The sequence below is a fragment of the Mesorhizobium sp. 43Arga genome (genome assembly GCF_053714255.1).
Map to the genome: position 1 here is coordinate 422,003 of NZ_JBSKBO010000004.1, position 14,281 is coordinate 436,283.

Genomic DNA, 14,281 nt, shown 5'->3' on the forward strand with positions numbered 1-14,281 from the left:
GCGCGCCGAGTGCGGCAATGCCGCGTGTCGTCGGCGCAGCTGCCTCGCCACACGGGGCATGCGATGCCAGTTCATGAGAATCCGATGCGGATTGTCATGGACGGATGTGCGGTCGGGTAATAGCGCCGGCCTTTTTCGGCGTCGCTCAGCAACCGCGGCCGCACCCCGGCCTTGTGCATGGTCAGCGCTAAGGCGATGCAGAACTGCACCATTTCCAACCATACCAGGGGGTAGCCGATGCAGACGTGTGCGCCGGTACCGAACTGCAGCATGTCCACCGGGCGGATCGGCTCCGTGCGTTGCAGCCACCGCGCCAGGCGGAACTGATCAGGCGCCTCGTGCAGCAGCGCCGAGGTCGAGAAATGCAGCAGCGGGATGCACAAATCGGTGCCCGCGGGAATGCGCCGTTGGCCGAGTTGCAATTCCTGCAGTGCGCGACGCGGCAGGAGCGTGGTCGCCGGATGCACGCGCAGCGTCTCGCGGAACAGCGCCTCGGCGACCGGATACTGCGCCAAGTCCGCATGCCGGGTCGGCACCGCGCCCACGCTTTGCGCCTCCTCGACCAGGGCGTCCCACAGCCCAGGCTGCCGCGCCAGTTCGATCACCATCCAGGCCATCGTCGAGGCAGTGGTGTCGTGACCGCCAAGCAGCAGCAAGCGGATATTGGCGACCAGGACGCCATCGGAGAGCGCATCGTCGCTGCGATCGAAGGCGCTCACCATGTCGTTGATCAACCCGGTGCGCTCGGCATGCGCGCGCGCGTCGCGGACGAACTGGCGCAAGTGAGCGTCGATCCAGTCGCGGGCGGCGCGGCCACGCCGCAAGGGCAGTCCTGGCAGGTCGATCCGGGGCGCGACGATCAACTGCAGCAGTTGCCGGTACTTGCGATGCCATCCCGGCAGGTCCTGCGCGGGGATTCCCATGAGGCTGAAGATGAGCTTGAGCATCAGGTCGCCGGTTTCGCGCAGGATGGTTACGTCGCCGCGGTCGCGCCACGCCTGCACCCGCGCCCGGATGACGGGCGCGAACAGCTCGCCGATGCCGGCCTGGGTCAGCCCCTGGGGCAGGAATGCCGCATTAATCGCACCGCGCGCCTCCCGGTGCGCGCCGCCGTCCTGGGCGACCAACGTTCCGCCCAGCAATTCGGGCGCGATTTCTTCCATCAGCGCCGAGGACACGTCCTTGTGCCGGAGCAATGCGAACGCATCCGGATCAACGCAGGTCATCAGGTGTCCGGCAGGGCCGAAATCCAGCCAGAAGTGGCTGCCCAGCGTCGTTTCCGCGCGCCGCAGCAGGCGGGGCAGGTCGCAGACTATGGCGGGGAGATGCCCGACTAGGGGAAAAGCGCCGGGCACGACCGGGATGTCGTACCGCAGCCGGTGCCGACGGTCCAGCGGGTTGAGCAGCATGTTCATCAGCAGCGCGCCGCTTCGGCGGTGTCGCCAGCAGCCCGCGCGGCGCGGCTGTTGCCACCGTCGGCGTACGTCGGCACATGCGCCAGCATGCCGCCGTCGATGCACACAACCTGCCCGGTGATCAACGCAGCATCGTCGGAGAGCAGGAACGCCACCAGCGCGGCCACGTCCTCGGGGCGGCCGACGCGTGACAGGAGCTGGTGCCGGCGCAGATGCCGTTCCATGCACTCGTCCAACTTGGCGAGGAGACGCTCCGTCATGATGAGACCCGGTGCAACCGCGTTGCAGCGGATCTGCGCATGACCGTACTGGGTGGCGAGCGAGGCCGAAAGCATGTTCATCGCCGCCTTTGACGCGGCGTAGGACGTCTGCGCGGTGTCACCGCTGAGCCCCTGGCACGACGACATGTTGACGATCGCGCCACCGCCGCGGGCGATCATCCGCGGGATGGCCTGCCGGCAGCAGAGCAGCGTGCCACGCAGATTGGTCGCCATGGTCTGGTCCCAGACCGCCAGGTCCAGGTCGACGATCGCGCCGTCGCGGGGCGTCAGATGCATGGCGCTCGCGTTGTTCACCAGCAGGTCGACCCCACCGAAGTGCCGCTTCGCCGTCTCGAACAGCGCTGCCACCGCCTGCGCATCGGCGATGTCCATAGCCAGGGCCAGCGCGTGGCCCGCCTCGGCCGCGATCTGCGCGGTGCAGGCGATGGCCGCCGAGCCATCAATGTCGGCCACCACCACTCCGCCGCCCTCGCGCGCGATGGCGAGGGCGCATGCCTTGCCGATGCCGGCGCCGGCGCCGGTCACCACGGCCACCTTGCCTTCAAAGCGTCCCATCGGGTACTCCTGGATTGCGTTGGTCTTTCGCGGCATGCCGCTCGCCCTCCGCCGGAGAAGGCGCAGGGTCAGCGCGGGCGCGCTCGTCATCGCCAGCATCGCTTTCAATGACCCGAATGGCGGCGACCGGGCACTGGCTGGCCGCGAGCCGCACGGCGGCGTGCAGCGCCTGCGGGACCGTCGCCACGCACACTTCGGCCACACCGTCCGGTTCGCGCTGGCGAAAGGGGCCCGGCAGCGTCAGCACGCACTGCCCGGTGGTTCCGCACAGATCCTGGTCGACCACGACGCGCATCTCAGCCCCACCCTGGCGCATGCAGCCGCACTGGCAGCGCGCGGAAGGTCCTAAGGAACGCGGAGGGCTCCCGGGTCGGCTGCTCCAATGCCAGCGTGGGGAAGCGCGCCTGGATCCGCGGCAGGCTCTCGGCCAACTGCACCCGGGCCAGTTGCGCACCGAGGCAGAAGTGGATGCCGTGGCCGAAGCTCAGCATGATCTTCCCGCCGGTCGACATGCCAGGACTGGTGCCGTAGAACCGCGCGGGATCGAAGCGGTCGGGATCGGCGAAGGCGTCCGGGTCGCGATTGCCGGCCGCGATCAGCACGCGCACGTCCGCGTTCTTCGGGATCACTACGCCGCCCAATTCGATGTCGCGCCGGGCGATACGCGGAACGGAGCTGAACATGGCAGGCGCGTCGCAGCGCAGGACTTCTTCGACGAATGCCTCTACCCCCGCGGCGTCTCCCTGCAGCCAGTGCCACTGTTCGGGATGCCCCAGCATCGCCAGGACCGCATGGTCGATGGTCGCAGCAGTGGTGGCGAAGCCGCCCAGCAGCATGCCCCACAGCATGCTGATCAACTCCGCATCCGACAGCGTCTCGGCATCGCCGTCGTGTGCGCCGACCAGCATCGAAACGATGTCGCGGCGGGGATCGCTGCGCGTGCGCCGCATGAGGTCGCCGAAGTAGGCCTGCACCCTGGCGCTGGCCGCGTCCGCCGCGGCGAGCTGGGGATCGCTGGCGTGCGGGCTCAGGCCTTCCAGAATGGCGCCGATGCCGGCGGCGAGCTCGAACACGTCGTCCTGGGGCATGCCGAACAGTTCGGCGAAAACCAGCATGGGCAAAGGCAGCGCGAATTCCCGATGCAGGTCCACCGCCTCCCCGCGCTTCAGCGCGGGCGCCATGCCGTCCAGGCGCGCTGCGACGATGCGCGCGATGCTCGGCCGCAGGTTGTCGATCTGGCGCATAGTGAAATCGCGCGAGATCAGCCGGCGCAGACGCGTATGCGTCGGTGGTTCCTTCATCGCTAGTGTGGACGCCAGCAGATTGAGCGACAGGCTGGTCGCCGCACGCGGGAAATAGCGCGCCAGTTCGCCCGGCGCCGGTCCCCGAAACGCATCGCCCGTGGCCTTGAGCGCCCAGGAAATGTCGGCGTGGCGGCTCAACAGAAAGAGGCCCGACGCCGCGCGATGCACCGGATCGTGCTCGCGCAACCACCTCATGAACGGATACGGGTCGTGGATGCACGCTGGCGAGGCCAGTTCGGCGAAGGCGTCCCGGCATACTGCCGTGGTTTCTTGCACGTCCATCTTGGTTACCTGTTGGCTGGCTGATCTGACCGGCGCGCCAGGCGCGCCGGCAAATTGCGGAGAAGATCGCGATTCGCGGCGGCGTGTGCGCATCACCAGAGCACCGGGAGCTCCTCGAACCCGCCAGTGATGATTTTTTTGCGCAACTTCAGCTTCTCGGGCGCCACGGCCAGGCGCAGGGCGGGAAAGCGCTGGAAGATCGTACCGAACACCACCTTGAGTTCCAGCCTGGCCAGCGCCAGGCCGATGCAGTAGTGCGGCCCGTAGGAGAACGCCAGGTGCGGGTTTTCGTCGCGTCCAATGTCGAAGATTTCAGGGTCGTCGAAATGGCGCGGATCGAATGACGTCGCCGGCAGGCCGACCAGCACTTTGCTCTCCGCGGGAATATGCACGCCCGCGATGGTGACGTCGGTCCTCGGATAGCGCATGATGCCGTCCCAGCCCGCGCCCGGCGGGTACATGCGCAGGATTTCCTCCACCGCCTTGTCCACCAGGGATGGGTCGCCGATCAGGCGTTCGCGCTGTTGCGGATGGCGGAACATGGCCAGCAGGCCGAATTCGATCTGCGCGACCGTGCTCTCGTGCCCCGCCACCAGGATGCCCGCCGCCAAGCCGATCGCCTCTTCCTCGGTGGCCTTGCGCTGGTCGACCGCCGCGAGCAAATCCGTCAGCAGGTTGTCGCCCGGATCCTGGCGCTTGTCCCGCATCTTGCCTTGAATGTAGGCGCGCAGTTCTTCCCAGGCCTGGCGCGACGCGCTACGCGGGCCGCTTTCATGCTGGTGAGTCATCACCTCGTCGGACAGCCCGGCGAAAAAGGCGTGATCCTCGTAGAGGACGCCGATCAGCGCGCTGATGACCATGGCCGGAAGGGGAAAGGAGAGGTGGCTCCGCAGATCGGCGGGCTGGGGCTGGGCCGCCAACGTCTCCAACAACTGCGCGGCGATCGCCTCAACCTGCTGCGCGAGCAGCTTCACTCTGCGGTTGCTGAAGGCCGGCGCCACGATCATGCGTAACCGGGCATGCTCGGCCCCCTCGTGCGAGACCAGCCACCCCGGCGAACCGAGAATCACCGAATCTGGGGTGAATGCCGCCGGCGGCATTCCCGCGGGCCGGAACGCCGCGTCGGACAGCACCGCCTTGGCCTCGCCGTAGCCTGTCACCCACCAGCCTTCGTGCCCGGACGGGAAGCGCACGCGATGGATCGGACCGTTGGCGCATAGGGCCAACATCTCGGGCGAGGGCTCGATGTGATCGACGCGCCACATCGGCAGCGTCGGCAAGGGCTGTTCGGACATGGTGGCTGGCACTTCACTCTCTAAGCGACGGAAGGGCGGAAGGTGACCGGCAGGCGCTGCGGGCAGCGAAAGACGTTTGGTCGCCGTAGGGGCTCGCAAAAGGCCTGGCAGGCTGGATCACACCGATCGGCTTGGCACCGCGACTCGCGAAAAGGCGTAGAATCGAGAGCCTGATGGAGGAATAGCAGCTAGTCTCGACGGCGGCGTTCCGCGCCTGGCCGGTCAACACTTCGGCGACTACATTTTCGGCAAGAGTGATCATGGTACGCTGTCTCCTTCGTTCCTGACGCGTTTGCGCATAACGCAGCACATACCGTGCCAAACGGAGAACCATTTCAACGGTAAGATAGCTCTGCTATCGGGTTGTCGGATGTCCAACATCGTGTCGGATACCGGACAACGCGGAAACGCAGCCTAAACGATCGTCACAGAGCGCCTGCCGACCAGCCTTTGAGCCGTACGAAATCGTGGAAGCTGCAACCAGGCGCCAGGCACACGACACTCGGCAACACCGTTCCATCCGCAGCAATCGAGTGTCTACGCAGTGACACTCCGTGGCCGTTCGAGCAAGTGAGCTCTGCTTTGAAGGTGGCGCGCGTCCGCGCGCTACAGTCCTTCCACATAAGAGGGGGCGGTCGCCGATCATTCTTCCAACACTCTAATCCGATGACCGGCCGCCACCAGCCCCGAGGTTCCACTGGCTCGGGCTTCGCCAGTCCGAGCATCCGGAGAAGAACATTGAGCGCGCCTTTGAATGATATCACTGGCGTCCTTCCTACCCCGAGCTAGGGTCAGGACCCATTAATTTGTTGATTTGATATCTGTTGGGTGATTCAAGGTGGCAGGAGGTGCTGCCTTGAGTGATTTGCTGATGTTGACGCCGGAGCAGATGCGCCGGATCGAGCCCTATTTTCCTTTGTCGCATGGTGTGCCGCGTGTAGATGACCGCCGGGTGCTGAGCGGCATCCTGTTCGTGATCCGCAATGGCCTTCGCTGGCGAGATGTCCCTTCCGACTACGGTCCGCACAAGACCATCTACAACCGCTTCATCCGCTGGAGTCGGCTGGGTGTGTTCAACCGCATCCTGGCGGAACTGGCCGCGCAGGGCGGCAAAACGGACAATCTGATGATCGATGCCACCCATCTCAAAGCGCATCGCACTGCCGCCAGCCTCCTTAAAAAGGGGCTCTATCCCGATGTATCGGACGCAGCCGAGGCGGACTGACCACCAAGCTGCAAGTGGTCTGTGACGGCAAGGGACGTCCGCGGCTGCTGCATCTGAGCGAAGGGCAGGCCAATGATCACAAGACTGCTGCGGCAGTGATCGAGGATTTGCCCGCCGCCAACGCCCTGCTGGCCGATCGGGCCTACAGTTCAGCGGCCTTCCGCCAGGCGCTCGTCGAGCGCGGTATCACGCCATGCATCCCGCCCCATGCCAAGCATCGTGTTCAGCACCACTACGATCCTGTCCTATACCGACAGCGCCACAGGATCGAGAACATGTTCGCACGCCTCAAAGACTGGCGACGCATCCACACCAGATACGACCGATGTGCTCACACCTTCCTGTCGGCGATCGCCTTCGCTGCAGCCTTCATCTTCTGGTCAATGAGTCCTGACCCTAGCTGGCTGTCACTCTGCCAAACGCTCCATATTGGAGGACCGCCGCAGAGTTTTCGCCAATAAGTCCTATTAAGCCTCCAGAATGCCGGTACGCCTCTGACTGAGCCCACGTCAACTGTCGTCTGGAGCGCGGAGCCGGTCCAATGTGCTTGAGGATTGAACCGGCTCGGCTCGTCCAACCGGCAGTAGCAGGTGTCTTTGCCGCGTTTAGCGACTTGGTTGATGGTGGATGCCCAAGTGTGAAAAAAAATAAGAATTTGCGTGTCGAGATACCTGATCTCGATTGAGGGCTCCTGACGCGGGAAATTCCCGTGCAATGAAATTCGACCGCAACGCTGCCACATGACGGATTGATTGACGCTTTGCACCGAGACTATGGCGCCATGATCGTCGGATCCCTTCCCGAATTTCGATTTGGCGATCGAGAGCATCCAACGGTTGGAAATCCTTTGAACCCGCCAGAAGGCTGACCTCTTCCCTCCCGCGTGTTCTCCATTTGTGCTTCGAAAAGTCGCATGGGCAATCTGTCGCGCTCACAATGAGACGCTCTACAGGGACAAGTTGATTCCTCGGTTTGCGGCGGTAGGCCCACTTGCACGCCTCTTGAATGTCAGAAAAAGATAGATTATTTTCCGACAATGAATACGAACATGACATCAGTTGCACATCGGATCATGCGCCGCGCCCGCGCCGGCGGGCGTGGGGGTGTTTTCACGCCCAGCGACTTCCTCGACGTGGCGGGGCGTGCTGCTGTCGATCAGGCCCTCTCCCGCTTGGTCAAGAGTGGAAAGCTGCGCCGTCTTGCGCGTGGCCTCTATGACTATCCGAGGGTGCATCCGAAGCTGGGTCAGCTTTCCCCGGCTCCCGACGACGTCGCGCGGGCGCTCGCGCGGGAGACCGGTTCAAAAGCGCAGATCGCCGGCGCGCACGCAGCCAATGCGCTCGGCCTCTCGACGCAGGTTCCCGCAAAGAGCCTTTATCTGACGGACGGGCCACCGCGCCGGGTCTTGCTGGGCAAGCGCATGGTCGATCTGCGTCACGCTTCGCCCAAGCATCTGATCGCACCGGGCAGTCCTGCCGGGACCGTTGTTCAAGCTCTTCGCCATGTCGGGCCGGTGCGGGCCGCCGACGTGGCCCAGCTCGCCGCGCGTCGGTTGTCGGCGGGTGACAAGAGACTACTTGCGACCAACGCGGTTCAGGCTCCCGCCTGGATGCGTCCAACGCTGATCTCGATCGGCAACACGGCGTCGAATGGATAAGGTTGCTCTCCTTCCGAAAAGTGATCGGGCCGCACTCTTTGGCGAAACCGGTGCCGCGCGCGGCGTCGCCAACACGATCATCGAGAAGGACTTCTGGGTCTGCTGGACCTTGAAACGATTGTTCGATCTTCCGGAGGACGCCGTAGCCAGCCTGGTCTTCAAAGGCGGAACGTCCCTATCCAAGGCCTTTGGCATTATCCGCCGTTTCTCCGAGGACATCGATTTGTCCTTCGACCGGGCTGACCTCGGCTATACGGGCGATCGCGATCCAGAAAAGGACGGCATCAGCCGAAAAAAGTCGGGTCAACTCATCAATGACCTGGTTGTAGATGTAGAGAAGCATATCGCCGACACGCTGCTTCCCAGTCTTCGTGCCGCGATCGTCCGAGAGCTCGGCGAACCGCAGCACGACGAATGGTCCCTAGTGATCGACGAAGCCGACGCACAAACGGTAAACTTCCACTACCCGGTCGCGCTTACGACGGCTGAATATCAAGGCATGGCGTACATCACGCCTCGCGTCAGGCTCGAGCTCGGCGCTCGCGGCGATCCTTGGCCCGCCGAGGGGAGGGTCATTCGCCCCTACGCGGCCGAGGATTTTCCCGATTTCTTCGAAGACTCGGATACGACCGTCATGGTCCTGTCAGCACGGCGCACCTTTTGGGAAAAGGCCACCGCCTTACACGCCGAAACCCATCGTCCGGCAGAATCGGCAACCCCGCAATATTTCTCGCGCCACTACTACGACCTCGCCATGATGCTCGACTCCGTCGAGGGAAAGGCCGCCCTCGCTGATCTCGAGCTGCTGGCAACCGTGGCAAAGCACAAGGCGACGTTCTTTCGCTCGAGCTGGGCCAATTACGATAAGGCGCGCCCAGGCACTTTGCGGCTGATGCCAAGCGAGGCGCGGATCAACGATCTCAGAGCGGATTATCGGGCAATGGCGCCGATGATGTTCGATGACACCCCGCCATCGTTCAACGACATTCTTTCCAGGATTGAGAAATTTCAGGAAACCATCAATAGGTGGTGAACCATTGGAGCGCGCTCCAGGGGACAAGGCAGTAAACGGCGGTTGCGGCCTGTGAAGAGGACAGCCACGCGGGCTCCGAGATCGATTTCAGATTCCGGCTGAACCAAACCGATTGACATAGCGCAAAGACATTGGAGACCGCAGCGGCCATGATAATGCTGATCTGAGTAAGGAACAGCGACCGTTGCAGAGCTCAATTCTAGCAAAATATGCCGAGGCTGGCCCGCCGTGGTACACGATCTATCCGGCTGCTTCGCAGTTCTCCGTAGCGGTCGGCGCCAAGGCTTGTGAGGAATGGCTGAGGGGTCTGCCGGCCGAAGAGCCCGTGTCGCTTTATCTCCATATCCCGTTCTGCCGATCACTGTGCTGGTATTGCGGCTTCCCCACCGCAGCCACTCGCCGGGATGCGCCGATCCTCGATTATCTGACGGTTATGCGCGAAGAGATCCGTTTGGTCGCGGAGCAAGCGCCACAGGCCCTACCGGTAAGCGACGTGCACTTCGGCGGCGGCACGCCGACTCTGATCGGACCTGCGGGGTTTCTGGCCCTGATGGAACTCCTGCGCCACCGTTTCGCGTTCAGGAAAATGGCTACGATCGCCGTCGAGATCGACCCGCGCGCATTCACGGCCGAGATGGCGGAAGCCTTAGGGGCAGCCGGCGTGACCCGCGCGAGCCTCGGCGTGCAGAGCTTCGATCCCGTTGTTCAAAAGGCGATTAATCGAACCCAGAGTGAAGCGCAGACGACAGCGGCGATAGAAAACCTGCGCCAGCACGGAATAGGTCGCGTTAATTTCGACCTTATCTATGGTCTCCCCAATCAGACCGTGCAGTCCTGTGTGCAAACCGCAGCCGCGGCGGCCGCCATGCGCCCCGACCGGCTTGCGGTGTTCGGCTACGCTCATGTCCCGATCTTCAAGAAAAACCAACGCCTCGTCGATGAGGCCGCGCTGCCGGACATCGCTGCCCGCGCCGAACAAGCCTCGGCCGTGGCAGAGACGTTGGTTGCAGCCGGCTACCGCCAAATCGGACTTGACCATTTCGCCTTGCCGAACGACCAACTCACCCTGGTGCAGCAAACCGGCCGCTTGCGGCGTAACTCGCTCGGTTACTCAGCCGACACCCCCGACACCGTGATCGGCTTCGGTGCGTCCGCCATTGGCCGTCTCGGAGATGGTTATGTTCAGAACGATGTTGCAACCCGTACCTATAGCCGCAACATCAGAGCTGGCAGTCTGGCGACGGCAAAGGGCTGCCGGCTCACCAACGAAGATCGCGTCCGAGCCGCAATCATCGAGCGGCTGATGTGCGATTTGGAGGCCGATGTGCCGGCAATTTGCGCCGCCTACGGGTTTGACCCAATCCGTCTTATCAATTCAGCTGAACGCCTGGCCATCCTCGCCAAGGATGGGATAGTCGACATCGAAAAGGGGTGCATCCGCGTCAGGCAGGAGCACCGCTTTGTGACTCGAGCTGTTGCTGCCGCATTCGACACTTATCGAGATCGCCCAACCTGTTATTAGAGCGGATCCACAAGGACGCTCATCGCTAACCGATGAACCGTTGTGAGGGTGCTGGGCTTGTGTGAGTCATCGAGCGGTTTCGGGCGAAAGAGCTTAACGCCCTTATTTTCCTATCGAGGAGTGCTAACCAGATCAGCAGCGGCGAAGGCAATCGACCGCCAGATTCGACTAGCTACCCGTCTGGCGCACGTCGTTCACTTCAATGACATAACCGATCCCCCGCGCCGTCTTGATCGTTATCGTCGCACCGGCTTGGCCCAAAATCCCGCGCAAGCGATAGATTCCGACTTCAAGCGCATTGCTCGAGACTTCGTCGTCGAAGGCATAGAGGCTGTCCACTAGGTGCTCGCGCGGACACGTGCGACCCGCGCGGTTGAGCAGATGCTCAAGAATGCTTAGTTCGCGGCGCGGGATCTTTAGCGGCTGACCAGCAACGGAAACCTGGCGGCCAATCGGATCGAATGTGAGATTGCCAAACGTGACAATGGGATCGGCCACCTGCGTCGACCGCCGCAGAACGGCCCGTATTCGTGCAATGAGCTCATCGGTCAAGACCGGTTTACGCAAGAAGTCGTCCGCGCCCCCGTTGAAAATCGAGATTCGCGTCTCGGGATCATCGAGGCTGCTCATTATGATAGCAGGAACCGAATGCCCCTGGCGCCTCAACTGCCTCAGCCAATCCAACCCATCTCCATCCGGCAAGGCTAACTCGATCAGGAGAATTTCATAGCGTGCAACACCGAATGCAAGCGACGCGTCAGCGACAGTAGGCATCACATCAACGGTGAAACCGCGATCCAAGAGCGCTCGTTGCATCACCTGGGTGAGCTTTGCATGGTGATCCACGAGTAGCGTTCGCATTTCGTGTCCTATCCGGAGGTCTTGGCACGGGCAGCGTTGCTGGGTGCCGTTGACGGGGGGAGCATTCTTTGTACGGCAGGTGTGCGCTGTCGGTGCACCTTTGCCGGGCCTTGTCCAGCGTTGCGGGGGCTCAGGCCACCCGATCGGTGGATTGCAGGCATTCGCAACCTTATGCCGGCTTGGCCTGCGCGTAGACTCTGACCCGCTCCAGGTTGCAGCCGCGGGCCGCCATGCTGGCGGCCAAGTCGACGAAGCGCAGGCCGCGTCGGCCGGAGCGTACCTTGGACTTGGCAGGAGCCGCTCGACCCCCCGTGGGGGGCGGGCCAAAGAACTTTGCCACCGTGTTCTCTCCAACTGGGTGCGATTGAGCTAAAACTGTTATGCACGAATGCTTCCAAAGGTCGTGTTCCAAAGAGAACCGTCTTAATTCCTAGCTTCTGATCCGTCGTAGAAACGAAGCAACCCGCACCCCGACGCGGCGATATCCGAAGGTTCATTCCTCCTCCTCACGGCAGGGCGCCAACTGGCGCCGAACTTCCTTGCCGCCGTCCAAATGCTTGGCCTGTGGTGCAGTGCTGCCAGGACGGGCAGATCGCCGGATGAGAAAGAGCACGCTTGCGAAATAGCCGGCCTGGAGAAAGAGCGCACAAGTGAGCGTCTTGACGACTGCCGATCCGACGGATTGCGAGGCGAGATAGACAGCTTCAGCATTGATGGACAGGACCACCGCCATGATGTGGCAAAACATTCTGAGGGGCACCGACGTTCTCCTGTTTGTCAGGCAGATCAAGCTGCGGCGTTCTTCGGACAAACGCGAGTGCAGGCTCCGCAGCCGATGCAGCGGCCGGCTTGGTCGACGACCATGATCATGCGATTGAGCTCGCTCTCGAAGTCGTCCTCGTCATCGCAAACGCTGAGGATTTCACCCGCGTCCTCGACGCCGTAAAGATGCATGACCTCGCGCGAGCAGACCTTGAAGCAGCGGCCGCAGCCGATGCAGGTCTTGCCATCGATAAAGGTCAGATAGTCTGGCATCCATCTAGAGCCGTCGCGCGTAACGAAGGGGCTGATCATCGTGAATTCTCCCAGGCTGCGAGTTCTCTCCTTGCAGCGTCCAACTCGGCAAAACGTCGAACGTTTTCTCCGCGACGGTCTTTATCCTGCGCCAGCCGACCGGGAGGTCCTCGGCAAGGTCGTGCAAGTCTTCATCAGGGACGCCGAAAAATAGCCGCAACTTCGGTCTGAGTTCGCATCGGTTGTGCTCAGATCCACGGCTGTAATAGGCCAGCGCCCCGCCTTGAGCCCCATGCTCTAAGAGGGCTAGCTTTCGAGAAGCTGACGAATCTCAAAGGAATCGCGGTAAGGGGAGCGCCTAGGAAAGGAGCTTTGAGGCGAATGGATCAACGCCTTTTGGTGGAAGATGCTCTAACGAGCAGTTCTCAGCAAGTCTTGTATAGCCTATGATTTCAGATCCTTCATAGGATAGGTGACCGCTGTCGCGGGAGAGAATTTGCTGTCGATCTCATTTGTGCATGTTGTGTGGTCGCAGAGAAAGTCGTGGTGAGAAATACCGCTAGCCCACCTTTCAATGCCGCCACCGGTTCAAGTCACGTGCTTGTAGCGGCACACCGGACATTTCGTAAGGTTTATTGTTTGAAGAGTTGCGGTTGTAACCAAATTTAGTTCCTAACTTGTCGAGTCTGCGGAGATTTCTCGGACCACGCGACAAGGGTTATCGGCTGCAAACACTCCGGCTGGAACATCACGTGTTTACGATACTGCCTGCACCGATCACAGTGCCTGATCCGATCCCGCCTCCCACCCATACATCTGACCCAATCTCAACCGGCTTCCCGTACAGCTCTTTCCGTCGAAGGCTGCATCTAGTGGATGCATCGGCGTCAGAATTTGGATGCCCGGCCCCAAAAGCATGTAGTCGCCTATGCGAACTGGACAAGCGTCGAGGATTATGGAGTTAAAATTGAGGAATACTTGCATGCCAAACCCTATGTTGGAACCGTAATAGCAGAAAAAGGGGGCTGTATCGAACAGTGTTGCCGCCTTTACCGAAAATTTGCTTGCAAAGTGTCCGACGAAGATAGTTGTCCGAATCGCTGTCAAGTTTATCTTCTGACACAAAGCTCTCACCCTGTATCTCTCTGAGATCAGAAAGGGGTCGAGAACATTGTAAGGCTCTCCAGAAAGCATCTTTTCGTTCTCGGTGCGCAGGGCTCATTTGAAACGCGCTCAATAGACAGGGTGTCATCTATATGGTCGCAGCATGCGCTAGTCGCGCATCCGACCGGAAGTGCATTCGCGATGGAATGGGCAGGACGTCCCAGTTGGCCATGTGTGCCTCGGGTGATGCTCGCCATTCACTTTTCGGGAGGCGGCTATCGACAACCATCCATATACTCACGGGAACCTCATCATTGAAACTGCTTTTGCTAGCGCAGCATTCCCCCAGTTGTAAAATCGATTGCTTTAGTGGCGGCGATCAACGGGATGGATGGCTAAGGGGCATGCTCCCAAAGGCCCTGGATCTCAATCTCCTCGTCGCACTCGACGCTTGATCATCGCCGGTGCCTCACCGCTGCGGGGACGCAGCGACTCTCCGCCGACGACGCGGCGATGAAGCTGCCTGTCTGGTGCTGAATTACACCGCCGTCGATTTGGAAACGCTCCTGACGGGTGGCCCGAGGCCAAGACCCAGTTCGCGTGAGCTCGGGGGAGGGGTTCAACCGGCAATGAAACCGGCCTGACCGATGGCGAGATTGAGTTGGACCTGATCCGTGAATTCCATATGCTTTCGCGAGCCACGACAGCCGAACCAGTGCCCGACACATCCCGG

The 14,281-nt window shown here is 61.9% G+C and carries 12 protein-coding genes and 2 pseudogenes; 4 read left to right on the forward strand and 10 right to left on the reverse strand.

Features of this window, described 5'->3' with window-relative positions; all coding sequences use genetic code 11:
• Positions 1-71: 71 nt before the first annotated feature.
• From ACWGS8_RS17635 to ACWGS8_RS17655, 5 genes are all read right to left on the reverse strand, one after another.
• Positions 72-1,415 (reverse strand): cytochrome P450, encoded by a 1,344-nt coding sequence (locus tag ACWGS8_RS17635; RefSeq protein ID WP_454582117.1) that lies wholly within the window; start codon positions 1,413-1,415, stop codon positions 72-74.
• Entirely contained in the window at positions 1,415-2,251 is an 837-nt protein-coding gene (locus tag ACWGS8_RS17640; protein ID WP_454582118.1) for an SDR family oxidoreductase, read from the reverse strand. The genes ACWGS8_RS17635 and ACWGS8_RS17640 overlap by 1 nt, the downstream gene beginning before the upstream one ends.
• Positions 2,238-2,546 (reverse strand): ferredoxin, encoded by a 309-nt coding sequence (locus ACWGS8_RS17645; RefSeq protein WP_454582119.1) that lies wholly within the window; start codon positions 2,544-2,546, stop codon positions 2,238-2,240. Before ACWGS8_RS17645 ends, ACWGS8_RS17640 begins: the two co-directional genes overlap by 14 nt.
• Before the next feature lies 1 nt (position 2,547).
• Entirely contained in the window at positions 2,548-3,837 is a 1,290-nt protein-coding gene (locus ACWGS8_RS17650) for a cytochrome P450 (RefSeq protein WP_454582120.1), read from the reverse strand.
• A gap of 92 nt (positions 3,838-3,929) precedes the next feature.
• Positions 3,930-5,132, reverse strand: coding sequence for a cytochrome P450 (locus ACWGS8_RS17655; RefSeq protein ID WP_454582121.1), 1,203 nt, complete (start codon positions 5,130-5,132; stop codon positions 3,930-3,932).
• 856 nt (positions 5,133-5,988) lie between these two features.
• Between ACWGS8_RS17655 and ACWGS8_RS17660 the strand changes: the two are divergent.
• The 4 genes and pseudogenes from ACWGS8_RS17660 to hemN all read left to right on the forward strand — a co-directional run.
• Positions 5,989-6,737, forward strand: a pseudogene (locus ACWGS8_RS17660) (IS5 family transposase); the annotation flags it as partial.
• 656 nt (positions 6,738-7,393) lie between these two features.
• On the forward strand, positions 7,394-8,014 hold the full coding sequence (locus tag ACWGS8_RS17665; protein ID WP_454582122.1) for a DUF6088 family protein: 621 nt from the start codon (positions 7,394-7,396) through the stop codon (positions 8,012-8,014).
• On the forward strand, positions 8,007-9,047 hold the full coding sequence (locus ACWGS8_RS17670) for a nucleotidyl transferase AbiEii/AbiGii toxin family protein (RefSeq protein ID WP_454582123.1): 1,041 nt from the start codon (positions 8,007-8,009) through the stop codon (positions 9,045-9,047). The genes ACWGS8_RS17665 and ACWGS8_RS17670 overlap by 8 nt, the downstream gene beginning before the upstream one ends.
• Positions 9,048-9,231: 184 nt before the next feature.
• On the forward strand, positions 9,232-10,569 hold the full coding sequence (gene hemN, locus ACWGS8_RS17675; RefSeq protein ID WP_454582124.1) for an oxygen-independent coproporphyrinogen III oxidase: 1,338 nt from the start codon (positions 9,232-9,234) through the stop codon (positions 10,567-10,569).
• A 168-nt stretch (positions 10,570-10,737) separates the two neighbouring features.
• Here hemN and ACWGS8_RS17680 read toward each other — a convergent pair whose 3' ends face one another.
• From ACWGS8_RS17680 to ACWGS8_RS17700, 5 genes and pseudogenes are all read right to left on the reverse strand, one after another.
• Positions 10,738-11,430: a response regulator gene (locus ACWGS8_RS17680; protein WP_454582125.1), complete on the reverse strand. Its 693-nt coding sequence runs from the start codon at positions 11,428-11,430 to the stop codon at positions 10,738-10,740.
• Between the two features lie 493 nt (positions 11,431-11,923).
• Entirely contained in the window at positions 11,924-12,178 is a 255-nt protein-coding gene (locus ACWGS8_RS17685; protein ID WP_454582126.1) for an exopolysaccharide production repressor protein, read from the reverse strand.
• A gap of 38 nt (positions 12,179-12,216) precedes the next feature.
• A complete protein-coding gene (gene fdxB, locus ACWGS8_RS17690) occupies positions 12,217-12,504 on the reverse strand; it encodes a ferredoxin III, nif-specific (protein ID WP_454582127.1) in 288 nt (95 codons plus the stop codon).
• Positions 12,501-12,634: pseudogene (locus ACWGS8_RS17695) on the reverse strand (CCE_0567 family metalloprotein); the annotation flags it as partial. The pseudogene ACWGS8_RS17695 and the gene fdxB, both read right to left, overlap by 4 nt.
• Positions 12,635-13,221: 587 nt before the next feature.
• Complete coding sequence (locus ACWGS8_RS17700; protein WP_454582128.1) at positions 13,222-13,638, reverse strand: maltose acetyltransferase domain-containing protein; 417 nt, start codon at positions 13,636-13,638, stop codon at positions 13,222-13,224.
• Positions 13,639-14,281: the final 643 nt, after the last annotated feature.

Coding starts and splice junctions, on each gene's coding strand:
- ACWGS8_RS17635 (WP_454582117.1), bottom strand. CDS start 1,415: ATGAACATGCTGCTCAACCCGCTGGACCGTCGGCACCGGCTGCGGTAC.
- ACWGS8_RS17655 (WP_454582121.1), bottom strand. CDS start 5,132: ATGTCCGAACAGCCCTTGCCGACGCTGCCGATGTGGCGCGTCGATCAC.
- ACWGS8_RS17670 (WP_454582123.1), top strand. CDS start 8,007: ATGGATAAGGTTGCTCTCCTTCCGAAAAGTGATCGGGCCGCACTCTTT.
- ACWGS8_RS17685 (WP_454582126.1), bottom strand. CDS start 12,178: ATGTTTTGCCACATCATGGCGGTGGTCCTGTCCATCAATGCTGAAGCT.
- ACWGS8_RS17665 (WP_454582122.1), top strand. CDS start 7,394: ATGAATACGAACATGACATCAGTTGCACATCGGATCATGCGCCGCGCC.
- ACWGS8_RS17640 (WP_454582118.1), bottom strand. CDS start 2,251: ATGGGACGCTTTGAAGGCAAGGTGGCCGTGGTGACCGGCGCCGGCGCC.
- ACWGS8_RS17700 (WP_454582128.1), bottom strand. CDS start 13,638: ATGCTTTCTGGAGAGCCTTACAATGTTCTCGACCCCTTTCTGATCTCA.
- ACWGS8_RS17645 (WP_454582119.1), bottom strand. CDS start 2,546: ATGCGCGTCGTGGTCGACCAGGATCTGTGCGGAACCACCGGGCAGTGC.
- ACWGS8_RS17680 (WP_454582125.1), bottom strand. CDS start 11,430: ATGCGAACGCTACTCGTGGATCACCATGCAAAGCTCACCCAGGTGATG.
- ACWGS8_RS17650 (WP_454582120.1), bottom strand. CDS start 3,837: ATGGACGTGCAAGAAACCACGGCAGTATGCCGGGACGCCTTCGCCGAA.
- fdxB (WP_454582127.1), bottom strand. CDS start 12,504: ATGATCAGCCCCTTCGTTACGCGCGACGGCTCTAGATGGATGCCAGAC.